Source organism: Clostridium sp. (genome assembly GCF_036781005.1).
GTDB lineage: Bacteria > Bacillota > Clostridia > Clostridiales > Clostridiaceae > Clostridium_B.
Genome location: NZ_DAIQBT010000014.1, coordinates 51,684 through 78,388, shown reverse-complemented (window position 1 = coordinate 78,388; position 26,705 = coordinate 51,684). Strand labels below are relative to the sequence as shown.

The 26,705-nt window shown below is 31.5% G+C and carries 29 protein-coding genes; 28 read left to right on the top strand and 1 reads right to left on the bottom strand.

Going from position 1 to position 26,705, the window contains the following annotated elements; all coding sequences use genetic code 11:
- Positions 1 to 287 precede the first annotated feature (287 nt).
- Both V7Q02_RS07875 and dut read left to right on the top strand, forming a co-directional pair.
- Positions 288 to 971 carry an MgtC/SapB family protein gene (locus tag V7Q02_RS07875; protein WP_333860458.1) on the top strand — a complete coding sequence of 228 codons (684 nt, stop codon included), beginning with the start codon at positions 288 to 290 and terminating at the stop codon, positions 969 to 971.
- 31 nt (positions 972 to 1,002) lie between these two features.
- The gene (gene dut / locus V7Q02_RS07870) at positions 1,003 to 1,434 is read left to right on the top strand and encodes a dUTP diphosphatase (protein WP_333860457.1); all 432 of its coding nucleotides are present in this window, start codon (positions 1,003 to 1,005) and stop codon (positions 1,432 to 1,434) included.
- A gap of 74 nt (positions 1,435 to 1,508) precedes the next feature.
- Here the strand turns inward: dut and V7Q02_RS07865 are convergent, their stop codons facing one another.
- The gene (locus V7Q02_RS07865) at positions 1,509 to 2,243 is read right to left on the bottom strand and encodes an MBL fold metallo-hydrolase (RefSeq protein ID WP_333860456.1); all 735 of its coding nucleotides are present in this window, start codon (positions 2,241 to 2,243) and stop codon (positions 1,509 to 1,511) included.
- Between the two features lie 103 nt (positions 2,244 to 2,346).
- Between V7Q02_RS07865 and V7Q02_RS07860 the strand changes: the two genes are divergently transcribed.
- From V7Q02_RS07860 to V7Q02_RS07735, 26 genes are all read left to right on the top strand, one after another.
- Positions 2,347 to 2,712: a VOC family protein gene (locus V7Q02_RS07860; protein ID WP_333860455.1), complete on the top strand. Its 366-nt coding sequence runs from the start codon at positions 2,347 to 2,349 to the stop codon at positions 2,710 to 2,712.
- Positions 2,713 to 2,796: 84 nt separating this feature from the next.
- Positions 2,797 to 3,129: a single-stranded DNA-binding protein gene (locus V7Q02_RS07855; protein WP_333860454.1), complete on the top strand. Its 333-nt coding sequence runs from the start codon at positions 2,797 to 2,799 to the stop codon at positions 3,127 to 3,129.
- A 229-nt stretch (positions 3,130 to 3,358) separates the two neighbouring features.
- Entirely contained in the window at positions 3,359 to 3,694 is a 336-nt protein-coding gene (locus V7Q02_RS07850; RefSeq protein ID WP_333860453.1) for a hypothetical protein, read from the top strand.
- Positions 3,695 to 3,746: 52 nt separating this feature from the next.
- Entirely contained in the window at positions 3,747 to 4,589 is an 843-nt protein-coding gene (locus V7Q02_RS07845) for a flagellin N-terminal helical domain-containing protein (RefSeq protein ID WP_333860452.1), read from the top strand.
- 1,170 nt (positions 4,590 to 5,759) lie between these two features.
- Complete coding sequence (locus V7Q02_RS07840) at positions 5,760 to 6,632, top strand: aryl-sulfate sulfotransferase (protein ID WP_333860463.1); 873 nt, start codon at positions 5,760 to 5,762, stop codon at positions 6,630 to 6,632.
- A gap of 1,222 nt (positions 6,633 to 7,854) precedes the next feature.
- The gene (gene flgB, locus V7Q02_RS07835) at positions 7,855 to 8,256 is read left to right on the top strand and encodes a flagellar basal body rod protein FlgB (protein ID WP_333860451.1); all 402 of its coding nucleotides are present in this window, start codon (positions 7,855 to 7,857) and stop codon (positions 8,254 to 8,256) included.
- A 12-nt stretch (positions 8,257 to 8,268) separates the two neighbouring features.
- Entirely contained in the window at positions 8,269 to 8,700 is a 432-nt protein-coding gene (flgC, locus tag V7Q02_RS07830) for a flagellar basal body rod protein FlgC (protein ID WP_333860450.1), read from the top strand.
- A gap of 11 nt (positions 8,701 to 8,711) precedes the next feature.
- Positions 8,712 to 9,023 carry a flagellar hook-basal body complex protein FliE gene (fliE, locus tag V7Q02_RS07825; protein WP_333860449.1) on the top strand — a complete coding sequence of 104 codons (312 nt, stop codon included), beginning with the start codon at positions 8,712 to 8,714 and terminating at the stop codon, positions 9,021 to 9,023.
- Between the two features lie 15 nt (positions 9,024 to 9,038).
- Positions 9,039 to 10,619: a flagellar basal-body MS-ring/collar protein FliF gene (gene fliF, locus V7Q02_RS07820; protein WP_333860448.1), complete on the top strand. Its 1,581-nt coding sequence runs from the start codon at positions 9,039 to 9,041 to the stop codon at positions 10,617 to 10,619.
- 5 nt (positions 10,620 to 10,624) lie between these two features.
- The gene (gene fliG, locus V7Q02_RS07815) at positions 10,625 to 11,641 is read left to right on the top strand and encodes a flagellar motor switch protein FliG (RefSeq protein WP_333860447.1); all 1,017 of its coding nucleotides are present in this window, start codon (positions 10,625 to 10,627) and stop codon (positions 11,639 to 11,641) included.
- Positions 11,625 to 12,389, top strand: a complete 765-nt coding sequence (locus V7Q02_RS07810; protein WP_333860446.1) for a FliH/SctL family protein — start codon at positions 11,625 to 11,627, stop codon at positions 12,387 to 12,389. The genes fliG and V7Q02_RS07810 overlap by 17 nt, the downstream gene beginning before the upstream one ends.
- Before the next feature lie 30 nt (positions 12,390 to 12,419).
- Positions 12,420 to 13,736, top strand: a complete 1,317-nt coding sequence (gene fliI / locus V7Q02_RS07805; RefSeq protein ID WP_333860445.1) for a flagellar protein export ATPase FliI — start codon at positions 12,420 to 12,422, stop codon at positions 13,734 to 13,736.
- 23 nt (positions 13,737 to 13,759) lie between these two features.
- Positions 13,760 to 14,197 (top strand): flagellar export protein FliJ, encoded by a 438-nt coding sequence (gene fliJ, locus V7Q02_RS07800; protein WP_333860444.1) that lies wholly within the window; start codon positions 13,760 to 13,762, stop codon positions 14,195 to 14,197.
- 30 nt (positions 14,198 to 14,227) lie between these two features.
- On the top strand, positions 14,228 to 15,721 hold the full coding sequence (gene fliK, locus V7Q02_RS07795) for a flagellar hook-length control protein FliK (RefSeq protein WP_333860443.1): 1,494 nt from the start codon (positions 14,228 to 14,230) through the stop codon (positions 15,719 to 15,721).
- 31 nt (positions 15,722 to 15,752) lie between these two features.
- Positions 15,753 to 16,562, top strand: a complete 810-nt coding sequence (locus V7Q02_RS07790; protein WP_333860442.1) for a flagellar hook assembly protein FlgD — start codon at positions 15,753 to 15,755, stop codon at positions 16,560 to 16,562.
- A gap of 19 nt (positions 16,563 to 16,581) precedes the next feature.
- Positions 16,582 to 16,974, top strand: a complete 393-nt coding sequence (locus V7Q02_RS07785) for a TIGR02530 family flagellar biosynthesis protein (protein WP_333860441.1) — start codon at positions 16,582 to 16,584, stop codon at positions 16,972 to 16,974.
- Between the two features lie 94 nt (positions 16,975 to 17,068).
- Positions 17,069 to 18,115, top strand: coding sequence for a flagellar hook-basal body complex protein (locus tag V7Q02_RS07780; RefSeq protein WP_333860440.1), 1,047 nt, complete (start codon positions 17,069 to 17,071; stop codon positions 18,113 to 18,115).
- A 250-nt stretch (positions 18,116 to 18,365) separates the two neighbouring features.
- Complete coding sequence (locus V7Q02_RS07775) at positions 18,366 to 18,548, top strand: flagellar FlbD family protein (protein WP_333860439.1); 183 nt, start codon at positions 18,366 to 18,368, stop codon at positions 18,546 to 18,548.
- Positions 18,549 to 18,604: 56 nt separating this feature from the next.
- Complete coding sequence (locus V7Q02_RS07770) at positions 18,605 to 19,120, top strand: flagellar basal body-associated FliL family protein (RefSeq protein ID WP_333860438.1); 516 nt, start codon at positions 18,605 to 18,607, stop codon at positions 19,118 to 19,120.
- A 47-nt stretch (positions 19,121 to 19,167) separates the two neighbouring features.
- Positions 19,168 to 19,581: a flagellar biosynthetic protein FliO gene (fliO, locus tag V7Q02_RS07765; RefSeq protein WP_333860437.1), complete on the top strand. Its 414-nt coding sequence runs from the start codon at positions 19,168 to 19,170 to the stop codon at positions 19,579 to 19,581.
- Positions 19,571 to 20,353 carry a flagellar type III secretion system pore protein FliP gene (gene fliP / locus V7Q02_RS07760; RefSeq protein ID WP_333860436.1) on the top strand — a complete coding sequence of 261 codons (783 nt, stop codon included), beginning with the start codon at positions 19,571 to 19,573 and terminating at the stop codon, positions 20,351 to 20,353. The genes fliO and fliP overlap by 11 nt, the downstream gene beginning before the upstream one ends.
- Positions 20,354 to 20,363: 10 nt before the next feature.
- A complete protein-coding gene (gene fliQ / locus V7Q02_RS07755; RefSeq protein WP_333860435.1) occupies positions 20,364 to 20,633 on the top strand; it encodes a flagellar biosynthesis protein FliQ in 270 nt (89 codons plus the stop codon).
- 92 nt (positions 20,634 to 20,725) lie between these two features.
- A complete protein-coding gene (locus tag V7Q02_RS07750) occupies positions 20,726 to 22,546 on the top strand; it encodes a fused FliR family export protein/FlhB family type III secretion system protein (protein WP_333860434.1) in 1,821 nt (606 codons plus the stop codon).
- A gap of 5 nt (positions 22,547 to 22,551) precedes the next feature.
- Positions 22,552 to 24,618, top strand: a complete 2,067-nt coding sequence (gene flhA / locus V7Q02_RS07745) for a flagellar biosynthesis protein FlhA (protein WP_333860462.1) — start codon at positions 22,552 to 22,554, stop codon at positions 24,616 to 24,618.
- Entirely contained in the window at positions 24,618 to 25,820 is a 1,203-nt protein-coding gene (flhF, locus tag V7Q02_RS07740; RefSeq protein ID WP_333860433.1) for a flagellar biosynthesis protein FlhF, read from the top strand. The genes flhA and flhF overlap by 1 nt, the downstream gene beginning before the upstream one ends.
- Complete coding sequence (locus V7Q02_RS07735; RefSeq protein WP_333860432.1) at positions 25,814 to 26,689, top strand: MinD/ParA family protein; 876 nt, start codon at positions 25,814 to 25,816, stop codon at positions 26,687 to 26,689. Before flhF ends, V7Q02_RS07735 begins: the two co-directional genes overlap by 7 nt.
- Positions 26,690 to 26,705 lie beyond the last annotated feature (16 nt).

Genomic DNA, 26,705 nt, shown 5'->3' with positions numbered 1-26,705 from the left:
TATAGTATAACTAATTTGTTTGAATTTAATGTAAAATTATTTTCATTTCTTTAATATGAAGTGGTTTCCTGTGGAATTTTATGGGAAACCACTTCGCTTTTAATTTTAAAATTGGCGGCGAAAATTAAGAAGAGAAGAAGGGTTACTTTAAATATATAATATGTGATATACTATAATTCAAATAATTTCTGTTAATAAGTATAATAATTAAAAATAATTAATCAATATTTGTTTGGATTTAGAATAATATATAATCTGAATATTAAAACTAAAGGAGGTGTATGAAAATGACTTTAATGGATTTTTTGTTTAGAGTAATTACAGCTCTTATTTTAGGAGGAATTATTGGAATCGAGAGACAATATAGGCACAGAATGGCTGGAATCCATACAAATGCATTGGTGTGCGTAGGCTCTTGTCTATTTGTATTTTCATCTTTTTTAATAGATACGGGAGATAAGACACGTATTGCGGCTCAGGTGGTTACTGGCGTAGGATTTTTAGGCGGCGGTGTGATAATGAGAGACGGGTTTAATATAAAGGGATTAAATACTGCAGCTACACTGTGGTGTACAGCTGCAATTGGAGTGCTGACAAGTGTAGGAAATTTTACTTATGCTTTCATAGGGGCACTGGCTGTAGCAATTATCAATAGCCTGTCAGCACCCATTTCCAGAAGGATATATAAGGTAAGATCACAAGAAGATGAAGGAGAGTATTTATATACTATAAGTATAAAATGTGATGAAAGCGAAGAGTTTCATATAAGAACTTTTTTAATGCATATGTTGGCGGAAGAAAAAATTGTTCTTAGAAATTTGGAAAGTGATAGTACGGAAACCCCAGGAATTGTATTTATTACATCTAAAATCATGAGTATGGGGAAGAATGACATGAGCATAGAAAAGATAGTAAGCAAGATAAGTTTAAGTTCCGGGGTTTTGGCAATTGGATGGGAAATAAATCAGTAATATTTGTTAAGTTTTGAGAGGAGATTTATCTATGGAGTTATTAGTAAAGAGGATTAACGAGGAAGCCATTTTACCCTTTTATGCCCATAAAGGAGATGCAGGACTAGATTTGTTTTCTGTGGAAGAGGTTTTAATAAAACCCATGGAAAGAAAATTAGTATCTACAGGTATAAAAATCCAGTTGCCTCCAAATACGGAGGGACAGGTGAGGCCAAGAAGTGGACTTGCATTAAATCATGGTATCACCCTATTAAATTCACCAGGAACTATAGATGAAGGATATAGGGGAGAAATAAAAGTTATTATGATAAATTTTGGACAGGAAGATTTTTTAATAAAAAAGGGTATGAAAATTGCCCAAATGGTCATAAAATCAGTAGAACAAGTTTCAATAAAAGAAGTAGTGGAATTAAAAGATACAGAAAGAGGGGAAAGAGGATTTGGTTCCACGGGAACTATGTAACAGAACAGCTATTTTTAAATTAAGAGTAAAGAAAATAATATTATTCCTTACTCTTAATTCAAATCTTTAAAATGCTAGAATTGAAATAGCTGACCTCTGTGGGTTATCACTAAAGATTGGGATGGAAGGTTTTTGGTAAGAGCTGCAAAATCTTTTGTTATTCCATATTTATTCCAAAAGTGCATTGGTATAAAAAATTTAGGTTTTAGTTGATTCATAAAATATTCTCCTCCTAAAGAATAGTATTCTTGAAGTCTTGGATCTACTGGGAAAAATGCAAAGTCTATATTTTCATGCTTTAGTTTGCATATTTCTCTTTCAAAATTTTCTTTGGCAGCGACTTGTTCTTCCTTTGAGTCATCTTTCCAATACCATAAATTTAAGTCTCCTGCATGAAATAGATTGATTCCTTCTATTTCAGTGAAAAAGGATACTCCTATATCTGTAGAACCATAGGCTTTTATATATATGTCATTTAAATTTAACTCTTCATAGGGAGAAAGCTTATAGTAATTTCCTTTAAAATTCTCAATATGTATGTCACTACTAAATATATATCTTATAGAGGAATTTAATTCCTTCCATTTCAATATTTTGGGATTAAAATGATCGGGATGACCGTGAGAGCAGAATACTAGTATGTTTTTTTTATCTTTTAGAATATCTTCTGATATAAATGCTTTTTCCAAGGTTTGGTCCAAAGGGTTAAAAGAATCCTTATAATAGTCGAATATTAAAAAATGGTTTAAAGTTTCTACTGCAAAACCACTGTGATATAAATAATAAATTTTAATATTATAATTTTTCATGAATTTTCACCTTCCTGTGATTTGAACTGTTATCATTATATCATAATAATAAATATGATATTGTGATATAATGGTAATAAGAGTATATAGGAGAGTGATAATTATGAGATTTATATTTGATCATAATAACATAAATGTATTAAATTTGGAAAGAAGTATAAAATTTTATGAAGAAGCACTTGGATTTAAAGAAATAAAAAGGAAAGAAGCAGAGGATGGCAGTTTCATATTGGTATTTATGGGGGATGGGACAGGAAAGTACAAGATAGAACTCACATGGCTAAGAGATAGAGTGGAGCCTTATAATCTTGGAGATAATGAAATTCATATGGCTGTGAGAACAGATGATTTAAAATCTGCATATGATTACCACAGCAAAATGGGGTGTATATGTTATGAAAATAAACAAATGGGACTTTATTTTATAAAAGATCCAGATGGATATTGGACAGAGATTTTAAGCCTGTAGGAGAATCACTTCATTAAAGTAGCTACTGAATAAATTGGTTTAAACAGGATATAATTATAAAAAATCAATTTGGAGGTTAAGGTATTGAATAATGTTAATCTTATAGGCAGACTTACTAAGGATGCACAAATAGTTGAGATGAAGTCAGGTAATAGAAGTGTTATAAATTTTGTTTTAGCAGTGAATAAGGATTTTGTAAATGAAAGAGGAGAAAGAGAAGCAGATTTTATTCCTGTTTCTTATTGGAGCAATCATGGGGAAAAGTTATGTTTGTATTTAAAGAAAGGTAAACTTATAGGAGTAAATGGAAGGATATGTGTTAAGAGTTCTGTCAGCGATGAAACAAAAAAATATTTTACCACTGTAGATGCACATAAAATTGAATTTTTAGAACATAAGAAAGAAGTTTTAGCATAATTTTGGAGAATATCATTTAAGGAGAATAATTAAGGCGAAACTTTGGAGTTTTAGCCTTAATTATATTCTGTCTGAGAGAAGATTATTTGAATTACTGAATACCTTGAACTTTCGTTGACAGAAGTATAACTACATTGATAAAATATAAATATATGTAATTATTGATTTTAATTGAAGATAAGCCCTATTTAATTGCTAAAATTAGGCTTGGAAGGGTGAGGTTTATTTTATGGAGAAAAAAAAGATACTTATAAATAAAGATTGTATAGATAAAATAATTTTGGGATTAAAAAGTATAAAGGTTAGTACCACAAATAAAGTTATAATAAAAGATGTGGAAAAATTACTGGATTTATTGAAAAAAGAATTAAGTGAGGAAAGTGTTCCCTTAAAGGATAGGATACTTGAAAAGATGAAGGAGACAAAAGGAATAGATCCTGATATGAATGCCAATTTGTATATATTGTACCGTAATTTAGATAATGGGCATATTACCGAACGGCAGGCACAGGAGTTGTTTAATACTTATGTGAAAATGGAATCCTATAATAAAAAAATTTATTGATATAGATTCTTTATATATGTACGATATATTGTATAGGAAAGGAGGGAACTTTGTGAGATTAAATTACAATATGCCGGCTTTGACCATGAATTTTATTCAAAATAGAGCCTTAAATAGACAAAGTGAGAATTTACTCAGAATATCCAGTGGATATAAAGTAATTACTGCTAAAGATGATCCCGGTGCATTGGTAAAAAGCGAGAATATAAGAATGCAGATAGGAGGTCTTCAATCTGCCACTAAAAATGTTCAAGATGGTGTAAGTATGCTTCAAAGTGCGGAAGGTGGACTGCAGGAGATAACAAATATGATTCAGAGAGTAAGACAGCTTACAGTACAGGCCGGGGGAGTAACTAATGAAAATGACAGACAGATAATACAAAATGAAATAGATGAAACTTTAGACGGAATAAATTCCATGGCCAATAATACTGAATTTAATGGGTTAAAATTATTGGGGAAGAAGAAAAATTTAACTATGCCTATAGGGGGAAATTCGGGGGAAAGCGTTACTATACCTCAGATAGATTTAACTAATGGCAGTAATAGCGTTATTTCAGAATTATACAAAGTTAAAACTGCCCAGGGAAAAGATATATTGGGGGAGGATAATAGTGATGCATTGGATGCTATAGATGGTTGTTTAAATACCGTACTTTCTTTAAGAAGTCAATATGGTGCACTGGAAAATAGATTTCAATCAACTTATGATAACATGCAGGCATTAACTGACAACATGACTTCTGCAGACAGTAGTATACGGGATTGTGATATAGCGGAAGAAATGATGGAGTACTCCAAAGAAAGCATAATAATACAATCATCTACAGCTATGATTGTACAAGCAAATAAATTACCGCAGGATGTTTTAGAAGTATTGAGAAATATTAAATAATGTTGAAATTTAGTATAAATATATAAGGAATAATTGTTTAGAAAATAAGTGAGACTATTATAAAAGGTCTATAAATTAAATAAAAAGATAAAGCTTTCTATGATAAAATAAAAATTATAGGAAGCTTTTATTTATGGCAAGAAAAAAGATGTTTACAAGGTAAAATCAATGATTTTATGGTAAGAAGAATATTATATTTTCTCTTTTAAACGAGTATGATATGAAATTTGCAGAAGATGTTCAGAATACATTGAAGGATTTATCTAGAGGCATACAAAGTGGTAAATGAATTTATGGAATTCTACAATTAAGAGTCTAAATTTAAGAGAAATCAAGAAATTATTAAATTTTGTCCAAGAAGAAGGTGCTAATCCGATTTGTTACGCTGTAGAAAAAAGTTTCGAAAAATTTAAGTACAGCCATTGTATTGCCGACCGGTGAACACAAAATGAAAAACCCTTCAGCCAGCGTCGCAATTACCTAAATAGATATGCAGTACACTCCAATACAGTAAAAACTTTTTGTTCATATTGTTCAAATTTTTTTAATTAATATAATACCCTGCTGTAACAATAAAGTCATATAATAAATAAATATCAGGAAATGGAGTTTGCCTATGGGTATAAATTTAAATAGAGATTTTTATTTTGACAATGTAAAATTTATTCTAAATAAATTCTGAAATAGAATTCACTAGGTAGTGGAATTAAAAGTATAATGATTTTATCTATAGGATGGTGAATAGGATAAAAAAACAAATAAAAGAATAAATTATTATGTAGAAAAATCAGATTTTGAAGAAGTTAATCAAGCATTAAAAAATAATCCTAATAAGATAATGCATATAAGAAGATATGTTGAATATTCTTTTTAAAGATGAATCAATGATACGTAACTGTCAAACTATATCAAGAACATGAATTCTTTCTTTGAGGAAATGATAAATCCCCAAATACCGAAACAGAAATAAAATCCAATAAAATTTAAACATACATAGGTGATAATATACATGAAAAAAACTATTTTGTGTTGGGTATCTATAATTTTGAACATAATTTTTATTTTTTATGGGATATACATGATTTATACGAATAAGCATCATGTAAACCATCCTTGTTGTGTCATGACGGGTATATGAATCCATACATATTTATGATAGATAACTAAGGTATTATAAGAGGTGAAATTCCAATGAAAAATGCCGCCTACAGAATAGTTTATGTTGGAAACAACATGATATTCAGCTTTGACATAAACAAGTTTGCTTCTGTAAACAGACTGGGTGAGGTAGAAAAAATATACGATCTTGGAGACCAGTGGGCAATACATCATGACTACGCTTACGACTCGAAGAACAACTGTCTTGACATACTTGTTACAAAGAATAATACAAAAACAGTTGAAGATTACATAATAAAACTTGACCTTAAATCTGGAAAGGTAACCCAGCCTATGGATTTTAAAGACTACATGGCAGACGTGGAGAAAAAAGCGGATGAAAAAACCACTGAAAGCGTAAGAAGCAGTACCGATGGACTGGACTGGATCCACTTCAATACCATAAATGTGGTCAATGGTGGTGATTTGATCCTAAGTTCCAGAGAGCTTAGTACTATAATAAGAGTTAACAATGTGTATACAAAACCTGTTCTTGAACACTTCATAGCAGACGATTCAGTATGGAATAGCACAAAATATGAAAAGCTAAACCTGAAAAAAATAGCAAGCTTTACATCAAATGCAGGACAGCATAGTGTAACTTACATTAAAGCTCCATCCTTAAAAGATGGTCAGTACTATCTGATTATGTTTAACAACAACTACAAAGGTGCAAAATCCCGCCTTGATTTTGACTGGAGTTACTACAAGGGAGCAGGAACAATAAAAGAAGGTGACAAGTTTATGTTCTACAAATATCGTGTAGATGAAAAAGCAGGAACCTACAAACTTGTACAGTCAATTGACCTGCTATACTCACCTATAGTAAGCAGTGTTCAGGAATACTGCGGTAACTATGTAGTAAATTCTGGATACCTAAATTAAGTTTACGATGAATACGATACCTCTGGAAAAACTATAGCCCAATTTAGTTATACAGCAAAGAACATAGGATAGCGGGTATAAGTACTGCTATAAAAATTTTAGCCGTGAAAATAATTATGTGTATTCTCTTTCTTTAGACAAATAATTTTGAAATATTATGTGCAGTTACTTCAGATAAAATTATGATATCTTATATTATTAGCTATAATTATAACTTTTTTATCAAGATAATCTTCAGACAGCTCATTTTAAAAAACAATTCAAATTCTTAGTATTTCCTTTATTATTATGTTAATCCCAAAATAGATTCGGACAGTACTCTTTGCATATTTAAATAAACAGAGAATTGAAAAAGCTGTTTCAATTCTTCATCTTGCTTTTAAATAGTAATTGCCTGAATTCTTTTGAAAATCTATTTATATGTTTCTTTCTCTTTATTTGTAATAAAATTAATATTTTTGTCAGATTCTAATTCTGAAGCAAATTTGTTTCCTATATATCCTTCATCCTCTATTATGATTAATGTAAATAAAGTATAAGTTAACTTGCATACTGTGGTTCTACCATTAATATTGACAGAAATTAAAACAAAATTAGTAACATAGTCATCGAGTGTTATTTCTCAGAATCAATAAAAATAAGTCCATTAACTAGGACGTGTCTGAAAAAGCAAGTTCCTAAACTATTTGCACAAAATAAATGTAGAAGCACAATAAACAAAGGCAGGAAAAAAGATGCTAGATTACTGTATCGAGTTATAGTCTTAGGAAAATACCGATTTTATTAAAAAATTATTCTACTAAGTGATATTTTTTGTATAATCGCCAATCACATTCTCATGGATTTTGAGTATTGGACTTGAGGAGAATCATTTACGACACCTCTTTGAATGAAATATATTTCATTCAATCAATTTTATATTATGAATAGGTACTTTTTATTATTTTTAGAATATTTTTTGGGTTTTAATTCCCCTTTTATGTGTATTTAGTTTTAAAATATTACAGTATGTACCATGATATTTTTCAATAATTTGTTTTATGCTTTTGTATAATCACAAATTTTTTTTTTTTTGTATATTTAAGGTAGAATGTAGTATACAATTATGTTAAAATAAAGTATATTAGGTATAAAGTTTTAATGGAAAATAAAATAAGATTAAAATTTTAATACTTATAGGGAGAATAATGCCTTATATTTCCATAGAAAGGAGAAGTTTATAGTGTATATAGGAAATGTGTCAAATGACCAATTAGTAAATATTCTATTAAAAAAAGGATTGGATGCTGCATCAGAAAGAAGTGAAGCTATATCTGATAATTTGGCAAATGTAAATACTGAAGGATATAAGAGAAAATATGTCACTTTTGAGGAATCTTTAAAAAATAGTGTATATGATTTAGAACTTAAAACAGATGATGAAAAACATATCAGAATAGGAAATAATTATGGACAAATAGAAACAAAAACGGATAGTAGTAATAGTATGAGAGAAGATGGAAATAATGTGGATATGGATACTGAAATAGTAAATCAAGCAGCTAATACTCTTATGTACAGTGCACTTATAAATCAAATGAGCAGCAGATTATCCATGGAACGTTATGTAATAAGTGGAAAATAGGGAGGATAAATTATGATTCAGGCTTTTAACACCTTGAGGATAAGTGCCAGTGGTCTTTCTGCAGAAAGACTTAGAATGGATACCATAGCTTCTAATATGGCCAATGTAGAGACTACTAAAGGAGATGATGGAAATCCTTATAGGAGAAAGATAGCGGTGTTTCAAGAAAATTTGCAGAAGCAATTAAATGAAGATGGAAAATATGAAAATGTATCAAAGGGAGTAAAAGCTGTGGGTATAGTTCAGGACAATTCTGAATTCAAAAGAGTGTATGATCCCACTAATCCAGATGCAGATGCAGATGGATATGTTTCTATGCCCAATGTGAATATATTGAATGAAATGGCAGATATGATGGTAGCTGTAAGATCATATGAAGCTAATTTAAGTGCCATTTCTGCTGAGAAAAGTATGTTTTCAAAAGCTTTAGAGATAGGAAAGTAGGTGGTATGTAAATGAAAATAAATGAATATGTACCTGATAGTAGCATATTTGATTTTGATAAAATAAATGAAAATAATAGTAATGATAAAAATAAGAATTACATATCTGATTTTACTTCTGTGCTAAAAAATGAATTAGATGAGGTAAACAACAAGCAAATAGAGGCCAATAACAGTACAGAGGAATTTATACAGGGAGATAGAGTAGATATACATAATGTTATGCTAGATACAGAGGAAGCAAAAATGTCGTTAGAACTTGCAGTACAGATTAGAAATAAATTTGTGGAGGCATATCAGGAGTTAAATAGAATGCAGATTTAGAAGGAGTGCTAATTAATGGGTAGGCTATCACAAATTTTTAAAAATTTAATAGATAAATTCAAGAATCTAAGTAAAAATAAAAAGATAGCTTTTGGAGTGATAACGGTAGGGGTTATAGCAGCTATTGTGTTTGCGGGGATATCACTTGGAAAAACAAAATATGCGGTTTTATTTTCTAATATGGATTCTAAAGATTTATCTTCTGTGTATAAACAGCTTCAGGAAGATAAAGTAGATGTTAAGGTAGAGGGGAACTCTATTTTAGTTCCTGAGGATAAAGTGGATTCAACTAGGATGAAGGTGCTCTCAGAAGTAAAAGTTACCAATGGCAGTGAAGGATTTGAACTGCTAGATGAGAGTAAATTAGGCAGTACGGATACAGAAATTAAAATAAATTATCAAAGAGCTCTTCAAGGGGAATTGGAGAGAACCATAAAATCCCTTCCAGAAGTGGAAAATGCAAGGGTACATCTTGTATTGCCTGATGATACTGAATTTGTGAAGGACACAAATCCAGGAAGTGCATCTGTAACTTTGAAATTGAAAGAAGGACAAGAATTAAGTAAAGATCAGGTAAAGGCATTGGTTTCACTGGTGTCTGGTTCTGTGAAGAATGTACCTAAAGAAAATGTACAAGTTATAGATGATAATATGACTTTACTATCAAAAGACTTGTTTGAAGATGAAAACAATACTGGAGATAGTACCATTTCAGCAGAAAAACAACAGCAGCTTAAAGAACAGTATGAGAAAAATTTGGAAAAGAATCTGTTAAGTATGCTGGAAGCTGTGTATGGAAAAAATAAAGTTCAAGTGAAAGTAAATGCAGATTTGGATTTTGATGCGGTACAGCAGAATTCTACAACTTATGATAAAAATAGTGTTGTGGTAAGCGAACATTCGGTAAATCAAAGCAATCAGGGAGATACAACCAATCAGACGGGAAGTCCTGTAGATAATAATATGAATAATACAATCACAAACAATACTACAGGGGGAAATTCAACCTATAACGAGACTACAAAAAATTATGATGTGCCTAAGGTAGAACAAAAAACCGTAAAAGCACCGGGAAGTGTAAAGAGAATTACAGCGTCAGTAGCTTTAGATGGAAGTGTGGATGATGCAACTAAAACAGCTATAAGAAATTTAGCAGTATCTGCCATAGGGTATGATGGCAACAGGGGAGATACAATAAGTGTAGAAGGACTACCTTTTGATACTACGGCTCAAGACAATGCTAAAAAGGATATGCAAGATATGGAACAGGCAGAAAAGACAGCAAAGAGAAACAGGCTGTTTGCTATTATAGGAGGTATTGCAGCTGCAATAATTGCTACCGTAATTGGTGTTATAATATGGAGAAGAAGACATGCAGAGGATGAGTCATTTGATGATGAACTTATGCCGGGAGGTATAGATGTAGTTATAGGGGATGAAGCTAAAGCTAGTGAAAAAATCAAGTTTAAACCTTTGGAACTTGAGCAGGATACAGAGGATATTCATATAGAAAGAGAAATAAAGAAATATGCAAAAGATAAGCCTGATCAAGTGGCAGATATAATAAAATCATGGTTAGCTGAAGATGAGAGGTGATAAAAATGGCTAAGGACAATCAAAAGTTAACTGGCGTACAAAAAGCAGCCATATTGTTTATAACTCTTGGACCGGAAGCTGCTGCAGGAATACTGAAAAGATTGCCAGAGGCTGAAATACAAAAGATAACTTATGAGATAGCTAATATCAACTCAGTAAAGTCAGAGCAAAAAAAGGAAATACTTCAGGAATTTATGGAGATGAATAGAGCACAGGATTACTTGTTAGAAGGAGGAGTAGATTACGCTAAAAATCTTTTATCCAAAGCCCTTGGCACCCAAAGAGCCATGGAAATATTGGATAAGGTTATAGAGGCTACTCAGCAATTCAGGCCTTTTGCTATAGCCAGAAAGGCAGATGCCCAACAGCTTTTAAATATAATAGGTGATGAACATCCACAAACTATAGCACTTATACTTTGTTATCTTCAGGCAGATAAATCAGGGCAAATATTGTCTGCACTTCCTGAAAATATGCAGGCTGAGGTTGCATATAGAATAGCTACAATGAGTAATACATCCCATATGGTAGTAAAAGAGATAGAAAAAGTACTTGATAATAAACTCTCCTCGGTGGTTAAATCAGATATAAAGGTAATTGGTGGTGTAGAAACAATTGTAGATATATTAAATCAAGTGGATAGAACTACAGAGAAAAATATTACAGAGGGTCTTGAAAAACAAGATGCAGAACTGGCAGAAAAGATCAAAGAATCCATGTTTGTATTTGAAGATATTATTACCCTTGATGATGTATCTATTCAAAGGGTACTCAGAGAAGTGGATACCAAGGAACTTTCATTGGCTCTTAAAGGATGCTCGGAGGAGGTATCGGAAACTATATTTAGAAATCAATCCAAGAGGGCAGCAGCAGCATTAAAAGAAGATATAGAATTCTTAGGACCTGTCAGACTTATGGATGTAGAAAAGGCACAACAGAGAATTGTAAATATTATAAGGAGATTGGATGAGGCAGGAGAAATAGTTCTTGCAAGAGGAGGAGAGGATGCAATCATCGTATAAGATTATAAAGAGTGACAGCATAAGTGGAAAAGGTGCTAAAAATATAGTTACAGTATTTGAAAAGAATATTGTTGAGGAAGAAAATAAAGACAGTTCAATGGTAAATAGCTACTCTAAAATAGTGAAATCTATGATAGAAGATGCACAGAAAAAAAGAGAAGAAATACTTTCTAAAGCTTATGAGGAAGCTGGCAAGATTGAAGAGGAAGCTTATAAAAATGCAAATGAAAAAGGGTATAAAGAGGGATATGAAAAAGGATATGATGAAGGCTTTAAAAAAGCTTATGATGAAGGATATACTAAAAATGTAGAAAAGGCCAAAGTTGAAGGGGAAGAGATAATAAGTAAAGCAGACTCAATTTTAAAGGCTTCCGTGGAGGAGAAGAACAGATACTTGAAGGAAAAGGAAGAAGAAATTAAAAGATTTATATTGGATTCAGTAGAAAGTATTTTAAAAGAGGAAATTAAAGATGAGGAAAGCTTAAATGCCATGGTGTTTAATGAACTTTCACAAGTTAGAAATATTGAAACTTTTATAATAAAAAGCAGAAAAAAATATTGTGACCAGTTTAAAAAACAGGTGGATATATGGAGAGAAAGACTCCCATTTAAAGGAGATATTTTTATAATACCTGATGAAACCTTGGAGGAAGGTACTGTGGTTATAGAAAAAAATAATGGGAAAAGTATTTTTTCTTTAGATATAGCCATGAAGAAGATTAAAGAGATAATTGAAAGTGTGGAGTAATAAATGCATTTTATTTAAGGTGATGGTTACATGATAAATTTAAATTTTTCTGAATTAAGTAGGAAGGTGAAAATCGCTAGTTTTACCTATCAGGAAGGCATTGTAAAAAAAGTCATAGGATTAACTATAGAAGTGGAAGGAATAAGGGCTTTTGTGGGAGAAGTATGTCATGTATATAATGAGGAAAATGGAAGTATAGCCTGTGAGGTAGTTGGTTTTAAAGAAAAAGATGTAATATTAATGCCTCTTGGAGAGCTTGTTGGAATTTCACCAGGGTGCAGAGTTGTACCGGGAAGGAGACCTTTAAGTGTAAAATGTTCAGAAGAATTATTTGGGAAGGTTTTAGACGGCCTGGGAAATCCTTTAGGGGAAGATAAAATTTCCTCTGGTGCTTTATATGAACTGGATGCAGATCCTCCAGATCCGTTAAAGAGAAAAAGAATTAAAAATGTAATTTCCACGGGAATACGGGCTATAGATGGTTTTTTGACCTGTGGAGAGGGGCAGAGAATCGGTATATTTGCAGGAAGTGGAGTGGGAAAAAGTACAACCCTTGGAATGATTGCTAGGTATGCAGAGGCAGATGTAAATGTAATAGCACTTATAGGAGAAAGAGGAAGAGAAGTGAGAGACTTTATAGAAAAGGATCTGGGAGAAGAAGGACTAAAAAAATCTATTATAGTGTGTGCTACTTCTGATAAACCAGCTTTAGTTAGATTGAAGGGAGCCTTTACTGCTACTGCCATTGCAGAATATTTTAGGGATAAAGGTAAAAAAGTAATACTCATGATGGATTCAGTTACAAGATTTGCCATGGCACAAAGGGAAATTGGACTTGCAGTAGGAGAACCACCTGCAACTAAAGGGTATACTCCTTCTGTGTTTGCAAAACTGCCAAGGCTTATGGAAAGATCCGGCATGTCTGACAAAGGTTCCATTACTGCCTTTTATACAGTTCTTGTAGATGGAGATGATTTAAATGAACCTATTGCAGATGCTGTCAGGGGTATATTGGATGGACATATAGTACTGTCCCGTTCTCTGGCTAATAAAAATCACTATCCAGCTATAGATGTACTATCTAGTATTAGCAGACTTATGTCAGAAATAACTGAAGAATCCCATAAAAAAAGTGCTTCTTTTGCAAGAGATATGTTATCTATATATAAGAATTCCGAGGATTTGATAAATATAGGAGCCTATATTCGAGGAAATAATCCCAATATTGATATGGCAATAAATTATTATGATGGTATAATAAATTATTTAAAACAGAGTATGGATGAATACTCCTCATTTGATAATAGCATAAATAGATTGACGAGTATGTTTAATTTGGGAAGTTGATGCCTATATAAGGAGGAGATAATTTGAAAGCATATAAGTTTAGACTTCAAAAGCTTCTTGATATGAGAGTGGATAAGGAGGAGAAATGTAAAATTCAATTTCAGCAGGCACAAAATGAAAGTTTTAAAACAAAGGAAAAACTTATGGAAATGAAAGAAAATTATAAAAAATACAGCAATTTTTCAGGCTCTAGTTCTGTTATAGAACAAAAGATAAGACATATTTATGTAAATAACTTAAGTTATAATATAGGTGAAACTGCTGAAGAATTAAACCAGAAAGAAAAAGTTGTGGAAAGTAAAAGAGAAGAGTTGAAGCAGAAGCAAATTGACAGAAAAACTGTAGAAATATTAAGGGATAAGTACATAGATGATTTTAAAAGGGAACAGAATAGAATGGAACAAAATTTAAATGATGAATTTGCTCTTTACGGATTTATTAGAAATTTTAAAGCACAATAAAATTTTTTATTGAAAGGAGGTGAAAAATATATGATAGATTTAAATAATATACAATTAAATAATGCTGTTTCCAGTGCCAAGGTTAATAATAGCAGAAAAATATTTAGTAATACTTCTAGTGATTTTAGTAATTTATTAAAAACTTCTTCAGATAACTCAAATAATAATACTATAAAAAGTAAAGATACATCTGTAAGTGAAGTGAAAAATGAAGCTTTAAAAGATAATAATGGAGATAAAACTTCTGCTAATAAAAATAAAGAGCTAACAGATAAAAAAGTGGAATTAAAGGAAGAAGTAAAAAATGAGTTAAAGAAAGCAGGTTTTAGTGAAGAGGATATAGAAAATTTAGAGGAAAATTTATCACAGGGAAATATAAGTCAGAATGCTTTGATGTATTTAATAAATATACTTCTTAAAGGTGGAAACAATTCAACGGATAACTTAAATCTTCAGGCAGATAATAATGAATTTATAGAAAAGATAAGCAATAAAATAGTAGGTGAAATTTTACAGAATTTAAATTATATTTCCCAAGATAATAAGGGACAAAATACAGATGCCATAGGTAATGATGTGATATCCCAAATTATTAAGGAAAATGTAACTGAGCTTTCTAATCTTTTAGAACAGTTTGGTACGTCACAGGAGTTTAATGACAAACTTATGGAAAAATTGAATAATAGTATTGCAGCTAAGTTATCCCAGGAAGGAACTATATATGATAAGGTTAAAAATGAGATTAATGCTGCATTGAAAGAAGGATTGAATTTAAATGTACCTCATAATGAGGAAAATATTAATAATTTATCTGCACTGAAGCTGCAAAATCAATATGACTCCAGTAAAATATCTTCAGATAATGCTATTTTCACTGTATCTTCACAAAAAGTATCAAAGGACAACCCTGGTAATTCTCAAGGTAAAAATGAACAGTCATCTATGGAAAATAGTACAGCTAAAAGTGAAGAGAGTATATTGCAGAAAATTATAGATGGGGATTCTTCAGAGGACAAAATCTCTAAAGTTACGAATTTTATGACTCATTTAAAGAATGTGGATACAAGCAATCCTGTACAGAATTTAGGGGAAATGGTTATAAATAAAAATTCTTTTGATTCAGATATAATAAAAACTTTGAAGTACATGGACATAAATAATGTTAAAGAACTCACTGTTAAGATAAATCCTAAGGAGTTAGGGGAAATTACTATAAATCTTACTATGCAGGAAGGAAAGTTAAAAGCGGTGTTAACGGCCTCTAATAAAGAAGCCTATAATCTTTTAAATGCTAATTTACAGGATTTATCCAATAAGATTCAGACCAATGATATAAAAATTCAAGGGCTGTCTTTGAATATATATAATGAAGATGCCACTTTTTTCAGAGATGAAAGTGGAAAAGACCAGCATCAAGATAGCAACCAACAAAATAAAAATACAGCTTTAAATAATGTGATGGAAGATGAACAGATAATACAAAATGACTATTATTACAATAATAATGTAAATATACTGGCATAAAAAGTTAAAGCTCAGAGGGAGGAGGTAGATTATGTCAATAACACTGAATAACATATTGAATCAGAGTTATAATCAGGCTTTTAGGACATTGGCAGCTAATACAAGTACTCAGGATACTGAAAAAACATCGTCGGAGGATAATACTGCATCAAAGGATACTGGAAAATATTATCCTATTTCATCTGATGAAAGTTCAGATACGACGGAAAATGGAACTAAAATAGTGAAAAAGAGTACTGGATATGATATGGACTTAAATATGTTTCTAAAAATACTCTGTGCGGAACTTCAAAATCAGGATCCCACAGACAGCAGTTCTCAAAGTTCAACAGAGTATATAAGTCAGCTGGCACAGTTTTCTGCTCTTCAACAGATGATGAATTTAAACAATACAAACAAGGTTACCACAGCAAATTCACTTGTAAATAAATATGTCACTTTAAGTGATACAGATTCTGAGGGAAACAATGTTACAGGCAAGGTAGTTGGAGTGGTGAAAGATGGAGATGATATCAACCTTAAATTGATAACAGGCATAACCACAGATGAAGATGGCAATACCTCTTATAAGACTGAAAATTATAACATAGATGATTTGATTCAAGTGGATGACTCTGAGGCATACAATACAACCACTGCTGATATGATGCTTTTAAGTGCTACTTCTCTTATAGGCAAAAAAGTTGAAACAGTGCAAAAAGATAGTAGTGGTAATTATTACAGTGGAACTGTTCAGTCTGTATCTAGAGGGGCAGATGGTATAACTGTAAAAGTAAAGATTTCTGACAGTGAAACTAAAGATTTTTATTTTGATGAGATTTCAAAGGTGGAAGGCTCATAAAAAGTGAGGGTGAGGTCTAATGGCATATAGGGTTATCAATGGTAAACTGCATTTTGCAGGAGATCTGCCTCAAGTAAGTAATAAACCAGATTATTTAAATAGAACTTCAGGGAAGGTATCTTTTAAAGATACCCTAAATAACCAGATTAATAAGACAAATGGATTTACTATATCAAATCATGCAGCAGAGAGACTTAAAAGCAGAAATATAAACTTAAATGAAAAGGATATGGAAAATATAAACTCTGCCATAAATAGGGCAGAGAATAAAGGATGCAAAGAATCTGTACTGCTTTACAAGGATACAGTATTTATTACTTCTATAAAAAATAGAACTGTGATTACAGCTTTAGATAAAAACTCAAGTGATAATAGTGTATTTACCAATATAGATAGTATGGTAATAGTGTAGGATTAAATGGCTGGACCTTAGGGAGGCCGGGTTCTGTGGAAAGAGTGAAACAGAACAAATTTATTAAATTATTTAAAATTGGAGGAAAATAGATATGTTGCCATCAATGTATTCAGGGATTAGTGGTCTTAGGGCTAATCAGCAAAAATTAAATGTAATTGGAAATAACATAGCTAATTCATCAACCACTGCATATAAAACTCAAAGTATGAATTTTCAAGATATGATAAGTCAAAATCTTTCAGATCCAAGTGGACCTGGCAATAGCATAGGTGGAGTTAATGGGAGACAAAGTGGCCTTGGAGTGCAAATAGCAGGTATAAGTACAGATTACACCACAGGAAGTATGGGTACTACAAATAGAAATTTAGATTTTGCAATAGATGGAACAGGATATTTTGTAATTGGAACAGGTAAGCTGGGAGAAACTTCAGATGATACGGGAATTGGAATTGATGAAGATAATAATATACTGGGGGGGGGAGACAATGAAGTAGAAAATGCTATAGAGGCCCATTACACAAGGGATGGATCCTTTTATCTGGATACCCAAGGTAATTTGGTAACCCAGAATGGATACAGGGTTATGGGATATATGGTAACGGATGAAAATAACACTTCTACTATAACCTATTTGCAAAATGATACGGAGGATACATTTCAAAATGCCATACAGTTTGTAGATGCCAATGGTACTGTAACTTCAGTTACGGATAAATTGGTTCCATTATCAATCCCTAATTATATAACTAAGGATGATCAATTAGTAAAGGTCAAGTCATTTTCTGTAGATAAAGATGGAATGATAACAGCTCAACTTACGGATTCAACTACAGCTGTATTAGGCCAGGTGGCTATGGTATCTTTTCAAAATGAAGGAGGACTTGTAAAAGAAGGGGGAAATCTTTATACTACATCTGCAAATTCAGGACAACCTATAGTAAAAACTGGAAGAGGTGCTGAAAATGATAATAGTGCAGGTTATGGTAAAATAGCTCAGGGATATCTTGAAATGTCAAATGTGGATCTGGCACAGCAGTTTACAGACATGATAGTAGCTACTAGAGCTTTTCAGGCAAATGGTAAAATGATAACTAATGGAGATACTATATTGGAGGACTTAATAAATCTGAAAAGGTAGAAGGTAGTTTTAATTTAAAATATATTGACTATAGGATAAAGGATTATTTATCCTTTATGTCAATATATTTTTAAAATTGAATTTCCAGAGTATAAAAGCTATTTTACTTATAATATACATATATCTGAATGTATAATAGATTACATATTTTCATAATTTCCTTTATAAATTTTAAGTTGAATACCAGTTAAGGGGATGTTAAAATTTATGAAGACTTAGAAAATGTTTATATATTTTAAGGAGGCATTTTATGATAAAACTTACGGGACTGGATGAAAAAGAATTTGTTATAAATTCAGATCACATAGAAAAGTTGATAGAGATTCCACAAAGTGTAATTACTCTTGTAAATGGGAACAAATATATAGTTAAAGAATCCAATGATGAAATAATCGATAAAATTATAGAATACAAGAGAAAAATATATATTTAGTCAATACAAAAAATTAATTTATAGTTTTGCATAATAATTTGAAAGGAGAAAACACAGTGGAGAATAAGGATAAAAAAAAGGGCGGCGTAAGTATAAAGGTAATTTTAATAGTGTTTTTTCTTGTAGCAGCAGTTGGAGTAGGGGCGTTTTTTGGATATAGTAAATTTTTAAGTGATAAAAATACAAAGTCTAATGAAAATGATGCTAGTTCATATGCGGCACAAACTCAAACTGAGAATGGGCAAAATTCAAGTTATCTGAAACATGTAGTTTCAGCTAAAACCTTTAATTTAGAAGAATTCACTATAAACTTAGCAGATGAAGGGGGAAAAAATTATTTAAAAATAAATGTATATCTTGGCTATGACGATAAAAAACTGACTGATGAACTAACTGAAAAAACTCCAATTATAAGAGATGCCATTATAGAGGTTTTGAGAACTAAAAAGGTAGAGGATATAAATGATAAAAATATGGATAGCATAAAGATAGAAATTATTCAAAGAATAAATCCAGTACTGGAAAAAGGGAAGATAAATAATGTGTATTTTAGCGATATATTGACACAGTAGGCTTTATAGGTGGTTTTTATAAGTTAGTTTAATATGGAGAAATTTATATGGATTTTCAATTGTTATGGATGATTTTTAAAATAATTATGTCTTTAGGATTTATACTCTGTCTTATATATATATCGATGAAGTATGGAGGAAGTAAACTTCAAAGTATTCAAAATGGCAGATATATAAAAATAATTGAGAGAACTCAGATTTCAAAAGAAAATAGTTTACTGGTAGTGAAAATTGGGAATAGAGTGTATGTTCTTTCCTCTGCTAATAGTAAAATTGAAATAATATACGAATTAAATGAGAAAGAAATATCAGATATGGAGAAAATGAGAAATGTATATGAATATAAAGATTTAAAAGACTTATATAATAAAATAAAATTAAAAAATATTTTAAGGAAAACTAATGAAAATATTTTAGTTAAAAAACTTAAGGGTAAAAAGGAAGATAAAAATGAAAAGTAGATTCCATACAAATAGTATAATTATTTCAGTTTTAGCGATATGTTTTATTATTTTCACAGTTCATACAGTTCACGGTGCACCTACAGATTTCCCCATACCCAATATAGATATTTCCGTAGACAATGCATCCACACCTCAACAGTATGTGGGTAATATAAAATTGCTTATAATGCTTACAATACTTACATTGCTTCCATCTATTATAATGATGATGACAAGTTTTGTGAGAATTGTAGTGGTTTTTGGATTTTTGAGAACTGCCATGGGAACTCAACAATCTCCTCCCAATCAGGTATTAGTGGGACTTGCTCTTTTTCTTACAGTATTTATTATGCTACCTGTTTATGGAAAAATAAATTCTGAGGCTATACAACCTTACCTGCAAAATAGTATAACACAGGAACAGGCTATAGAAAAAGGAGCCAAGCCTCTTAGAGAGTTTATGCTTAAACAAACAAGAAAAAAGGATCTAAAATTATTTATAGATGAAGCTAAATTAAATTATAAGGTTACAGAATCTGGAAGCAATGCACCTCTTTATGTGGTAATTCCAGCGTACATAATAAGTGAATTAAAAACTGCTTTTCAAATTGGATTTTTACTTTACATACCTTTTATGATAATAGATCTGGTGGTAGGAAGTGTGCTTATGTCTATGGGAATGTTTATGCTTCCACCTGTTATGATATCTCTTCCATTTAAACTTCTTTTGTTTGTAATGACGGATGGATGGTATTTGCTGGTAAAGTCTTTGATTATAAGTTTTTCATGAGGGGGATTATATGAGCGAAAATATGGTAATGAGTATTATAAAAGATGCAATACAAACAGGGCTTTTGATTTCTGCACCTATTTTGATAATTTCCATACTGGTAGGCCTTATAATAAGTATATTTCAAGCAACTACCCAGATACAGGAGCAGACTCTTACCTTTGTGCCTAAGCTGATAGCAGTGGCATTAGTAGGACTTCTTACTGGGAATTGGATGCTTCATCAGATGGTAAGTTTTACTGAAAGAATTTTTACATATATATCTCATATAACTCAATAAAAATAGAATTAACAGCTTGATTCAAGAGTTTGGAGTGAAATTTTTCGGTTGGAATTATAAGTAGTTATAATGAATTTGTGGAGTGGATAAGTTTGATAGATACTTTGTATTTTACAGCCCTTATACTTGTGACATTGAGAATATTTTGTTTTTTTACAATGGTGCCTATATTTTTCCCAAGTGGTACTCCTGCCACGGTAAAGGTGGGGTTGACTTTAGTTATGGCATATATACTCCTACCGGGAATAGATTATTCTACCGTAAATACTATAAGTAGTACCATACCTTTTATATATAATTGTATAAATGAGGCATCTGCAGGGCTGGTATTAGGTTTCCTGGTAAGTTTGTGTTTTACAGCTTTCAGAATTGCAGGAAGTTATATGGATTTGCAGATAGGACTTTCTATGATGAGTATGTTTGATCCTAATTCAAGTAGTAATACCACTCTTTTAGAGAGACTTATGTATTGGTTTTGTATGGTGGTTTTTCTTGCTGTAGATGGACACCATATGCTTATAAGATCTCTCATAGATAGTTTTGCAACTATAAAACTAGGCAGTTTTTTCATAGTACAAGGTTCTATTAATATTATAATAAAAGCATTTATAATGTATTTTTCCATAGCCTTAAAAATAGCAATACCAATACTTCTTATAATTTTAATATCGGATTTAACTATGTCTCTTATTGCAAGAACTGTCCCCCAACTTAATATAATGATACTTGGACTTCCGGTTAAAATATTAATAGGGCTGGGATCTTTCTGTTTTGCACTTCCTATATTTTTAAAGATTATGGCAAATTCTTTTCAAGCCATACCAGATTCTATAAAAGGATTTTACAATACACTGCCGCTGCTTATAATATTTGCTTCTGATGACAAGACAGAAGAGGCTACTCCCAGGAAAAAAAGTGATGCCAGAAAAAAAGGACAGATTCCAAAGAGTAAAGAAATAGCTCTGGCACTGACGTTACTTGCTTCTACCTTGGTTATACTTGGACTTGGAGGGTATGTAGGTTCTCAAATGAAAGCTACTATGATAGCATTTTTTAATAATTATCTACTTATATCTTTAGATTATGCCAGTGTACAAAAAATAACTTTTATAACTCTCTGGAGATTGACAATAATATTTTTACCTGTGGCTGTGCCTATACTTGTTATGGGAGTTTTGGCAAATTTCTTCCAAACCAGAGGACTTTTAACTTCCCATCCATTAAAGCCGGATTTTTCAAAACTAAATCCCTTAAATGGATTTAAGAGAATGTTCTCCATGAGAGCTGTAATGGAACTTTTAAAGAGTCTTTTTATAATAACCGTAGTTGCAATCATAGGCATAAAGTTTGTAAAGGATAATTATGTATACATAATGACTCTAAGCAGTTTGAATTTTGAAAGTGTAGTAGGTGCCATTTCAAAGCTTACAGTAAACATATTTTTTAGAGTAGCTATGATAATGATAATTATAGCTGTTATAGATTACATATTTCAAGTTTTTCAATATAATAAAGATTTAAAAATGTCCAAGCAGGAAGTTAAAGAAGAGTATAAACAGGATGAGGGGGATCCTCAGATTAAAAGTAAAATAAAGCAGAAACAAAGAGAAATGGCCATGAGAAGAATGATGCAGGAAGTACCAAAAGCCACAGTAGTGGTAACTAACCCTACCCATGTAGCTGTGGCACTTAAATACAAAGAGAATCAAAACGCACCTATAGTTTCAGCTAAAGGACAAGATTTAGTGGCTCTCAGAATAAAAAAAGTGGCTAAAGATTGTGATATTCCTATAATTGAAAATCCTCCTCTTGCAAGACTTATATATAAAGAGGTGGAATTGGATAAGGAAATCCCTGTGGAGATGTATCAGGCAGTAGCAGAGGTATTGGCTTTGGTTTATAAGATGAGGTGATATTTTTGGAAGGAAGCAGAAGGAGATTTAATTTAAAGAACAATGTAGATATAATAATGGCACTGGTGGTTATTATGATAGTATTTATGATTATAATACCTATGCCACCGGAACTTTTAGACATTCTTATGTCTTTTAATATAACACTATCTGTAATAATTATATTATTAACCATGTTTACCACAGAGGTACTTCAATTTTCAGTATTTCCTACACTACTTTTAATTACAACTTTATTTAGATTGGCACTTAATGTGTCTTCTACAAGACTTATATTAAAAGATGGCTATGCAGGAGAAGTTATAAATTCCTTTGGAAATTTTGTTGTAGGTGGGAATTATATTGTAGGAATAATCATATTTTTGATTATAGTAATTATACAGTTTATAGTAATAACCAATGGTGCTGGCAGGGTATCTGAGGTTTCAGCCAGATTTACACTGGACTCCATGCCTGGCAAACAGATGAGTATTGATGCAGATTTGAATTCAGGATTGATTGATGAAAATGGTGCCAGAATGAGAAGAACTAAACTTCAGATGGAAGCAGATTTTTATGGAGCTATGGATGGTGCCTCTAAATTTGTAAAAGGTGATGCTATAGCAGGACTTATAATTATGGTGATAAATATAATAGCAGGAATAATAATTGGAGTTGTGGTAATGGGAATGGATATTACAACATCAGCTCAGACTTATACCAAACTTACCATAGGTGATGGATTGGTAACCCAAGTTCCAGCTCTTTTAATATCTACCGCATCAGGTATACTTGTTACTCGTTCTGGAAGCAGTGAAAACTTTGGTACTTCTGCTATGAAACAGCTTACCGGTTTTCCTAAAGTAATAGCTATGGCAGGAGCAGTTCTTTTATTCTTGGCAATTATACCAGGACTTCCTCATCTGGCCTTTTTTATACTGGCAATATTCTGTGGTATAGCAGCATACTTTCTCTATAAAGATGAAAAAGAACAGAATATACAGCAGGTTGAAATGGAAAATCAAGAAATGACGGAAATAGAAAACAAGGAGCCTGAAAATGTAATGAATCTTATATCTGTAGAACCTATGGAAGTAGAAATAGGATATGGTTTAATACCACTTGCAGATGAAGCTTCTGGTGGAGATCTTCTTCAAAGGATAACTTCAGTTAGAAGACAGTGTGCCATTGAAATGGGAATAATAGTACAACCCATTAGAATTAGGGATAATCTTCAATTAAAGACCAATGATTATGTTATAAAGATAAGGGGTACTGTAATGGCAAGAGGTGAACTTATTCCAAATATGCTCTTATGTATGGATCCTACTAATTCTAATGTGTCTATTCAAGGAATAAGTACAGTAGAACCCTCTTTTGGACTGCCGGCTACCTGGATTAACAGAGATCAAAGGGAAGAAGCGGAAATTAAAGGCTTAACGGTGGTAGATCCTACTACTGTCATGGTAACCCATCTTACAGAAACTATAAAAAATCATTCCTATGAACTACTTGGGAGACAGGAAGTGAAAATAATAGTGGATTCTGTAAAGGAAAAATATCCTACGGTAGTAGAAGAACTTATACCGGATTTGCTTACCATAGGAGAGGTACAGAAGGTACTTCAAAATCTGTTGAGAGAGAGAGTATCTATAAAGGATATGGTAACCATATTAGAATCTTTAGCGGATAACTCGAGAAGTACAAAGGATATTGAACTTCTCACAGAATATGTAAGATTTTCTTTGGGAAGGAGTATATGTAATTCTTTTATAGATGAAAATGGTGCTATAGTAGTAGTTACCTTATCACAAGAACTAGAGAATTTAATAGGGGGTAATATTCAGAAATCCATGCAGGGCTCTTTTCCTTCTGTAGATCCTGAAACTACAAATAAAATATTCAATTCCATAAAAAAGGTTCTGGATTCAGTTTATTTCTACGAAAATCAGCCTATAATATTGGTTTCGCCTAAAATAAGGGCACCTTTTAGAAGATTAATTGAGATGGTATTTCAGTCTGTAAATGTGCTATCATTGAATGAAATACCAAATGATGTAGAAATAAAGACTGAAGGAGTGATTTCAATATAATGATCATTAAAAGATATAGAGCCAATAATATGAATGAAGCCATTACCAGAATTAGATATGAGTTAGGTAATGAAGCTATAATTATAAGCCAGAGAAAGATTAGAAAAGGCGGAATATTAGGTTTCTTTTCTAAGAAAATTTTAGAAGTTACTGCAGCTGTAGATAATAAAAAACCAGATAATAAAAACACATTTAACCATAATAAAGGTGATATGAAACAAAGTGTTGAGGCCATAAAGAGAATAATAGATAATAATAAAATGAAAGATACAAGTTTGGATAATAAAGTTTCACTAGAGAGTGAGAGTGATATAAAAGATTCTGATGCATCTAGAGGTTTTTATGAAAATAGTATAATAAATAAAAATAATGAAGCTATTATAAAAGAAGTACAGCAGATGAAAAGTATGTTAAATGAAATGATAAAAGGTTCCTACGGAAGTATTGGGAAAAGTAAGCTGCAGATAAAGCTTGAAAATAGTGACTTTAGTCCCAGTGTAGTAAAAAAAATATTAAATGGCATAAATGCCATGGATGATGAGAGGACTGAAGAGGAAAAATTAAAAGAAGTAGTAAAAGGTATGATAAAGGTGGATAATAAGGAATTGGAGCATGTGGTTGTTTTGGTGGGACCTACAGGGGTGGGTAAAACCACTACCATTGCAAAACTTGCAGGAAAACTCGTACTTATAGAAAAGAAAAAAGTAGGTCTTATAACCATAGATACATATAGAATAGGCGCAGTAGAACAGCTTAGAACCTATGCGGATATAATGAATATACCTTTTCAGGTGATATTCTCCATGAAAGATATGGCAAAGGCTGTAGATAATATGAAAGACTGCGATATTATTTTGATAGATACCACAGGAAGAAGCAGTAAAAATGAAATGCAGATATCAGAACTGAGGGCCTTTATAGACAAGGTTAATACAAGTAATGTGCATTTGGTAATAAGCTGTACTACTAAAAATAGAGATATAGATGTGATAATTAATGGATATAAGAAGTTAAATTACAACGATATAATAATAACTAAATTAGATGAGACATCAACTTATGGTTCTATATTAAATATAGTGCAGTTAGCTAAAAAACCTATAAGTTTTGTTACCACAGGGCAAAATGTACCAGAAGATATAAAAATTATGGATGAAGAGGAGTTAACAAAGCTTGTATTGGGAGAGGATATTATATGCTAGATCAAGCTGAACAGTTAAGGAAATTGGCCAGGGCAGACAAACAACTAAAAGTAGATTCGATATGTAATGTAAAGCCCAGGATAATAGCTGTTTCTTCTGGTAAAGGAGGGGTTGGAAAAAGTAATTTTGTAGTAAATGTATCTATAGCCCTGCAGAAAATGAATAAAAAAGTTCTAATATTTGATGGTGACATGGGTATGGGCAATGATGATGTGCTTATGGGATTTTTACCTAAATATAATGTGTATGACGTAATTTTAGGAGATAAGAGTATAGAAGAGGTTATTATTAAAGGACCCTTTGGAGTAAAATTGCTTCCTGGAGGAACTGGAGTTTTGAGGATGGAAGGTATAACAAAAGTTCAACGGGATGATTTTATAGAAAAATTATCTTCCTTAAATGATGTGGAGTATATAATATTAGATACAGGAGCTGGTATAAATAGGGATGTGTTGGCTTTTATAACTTGCAGTGAAGAGTTTATTACAATAACTACTCCAGAACCTACCTCGCTCACAGATGCATATAGTTTGTTAAAAGCTGTAAACCACTTTAAGTTGAAAGGTAAGTCAAAGATAATTATAAATAGAGTTGTAGATGACAGAGAAGGAGAAAAAACTTTTAATAGATTTAACAGTGTAGTGAATAAATTTTTGAATATTGAGCTTGAGTATCTAGGGTACATATCAGATGATAAAAATCTTACACAAGCTGTTAGAAAACAAATTCCACTTTTAATAAGTTATCCTAATTCACAAGCATCAAAAGATATAAACTTTATAGCAAGTAAATTATCAGGAATTAAAAATTTTGAATCAAAAGCCAATATTCAGAGTTTATTTAAGAAAATTTTTAATATTTTTTCATAGTATATGAATAAACACT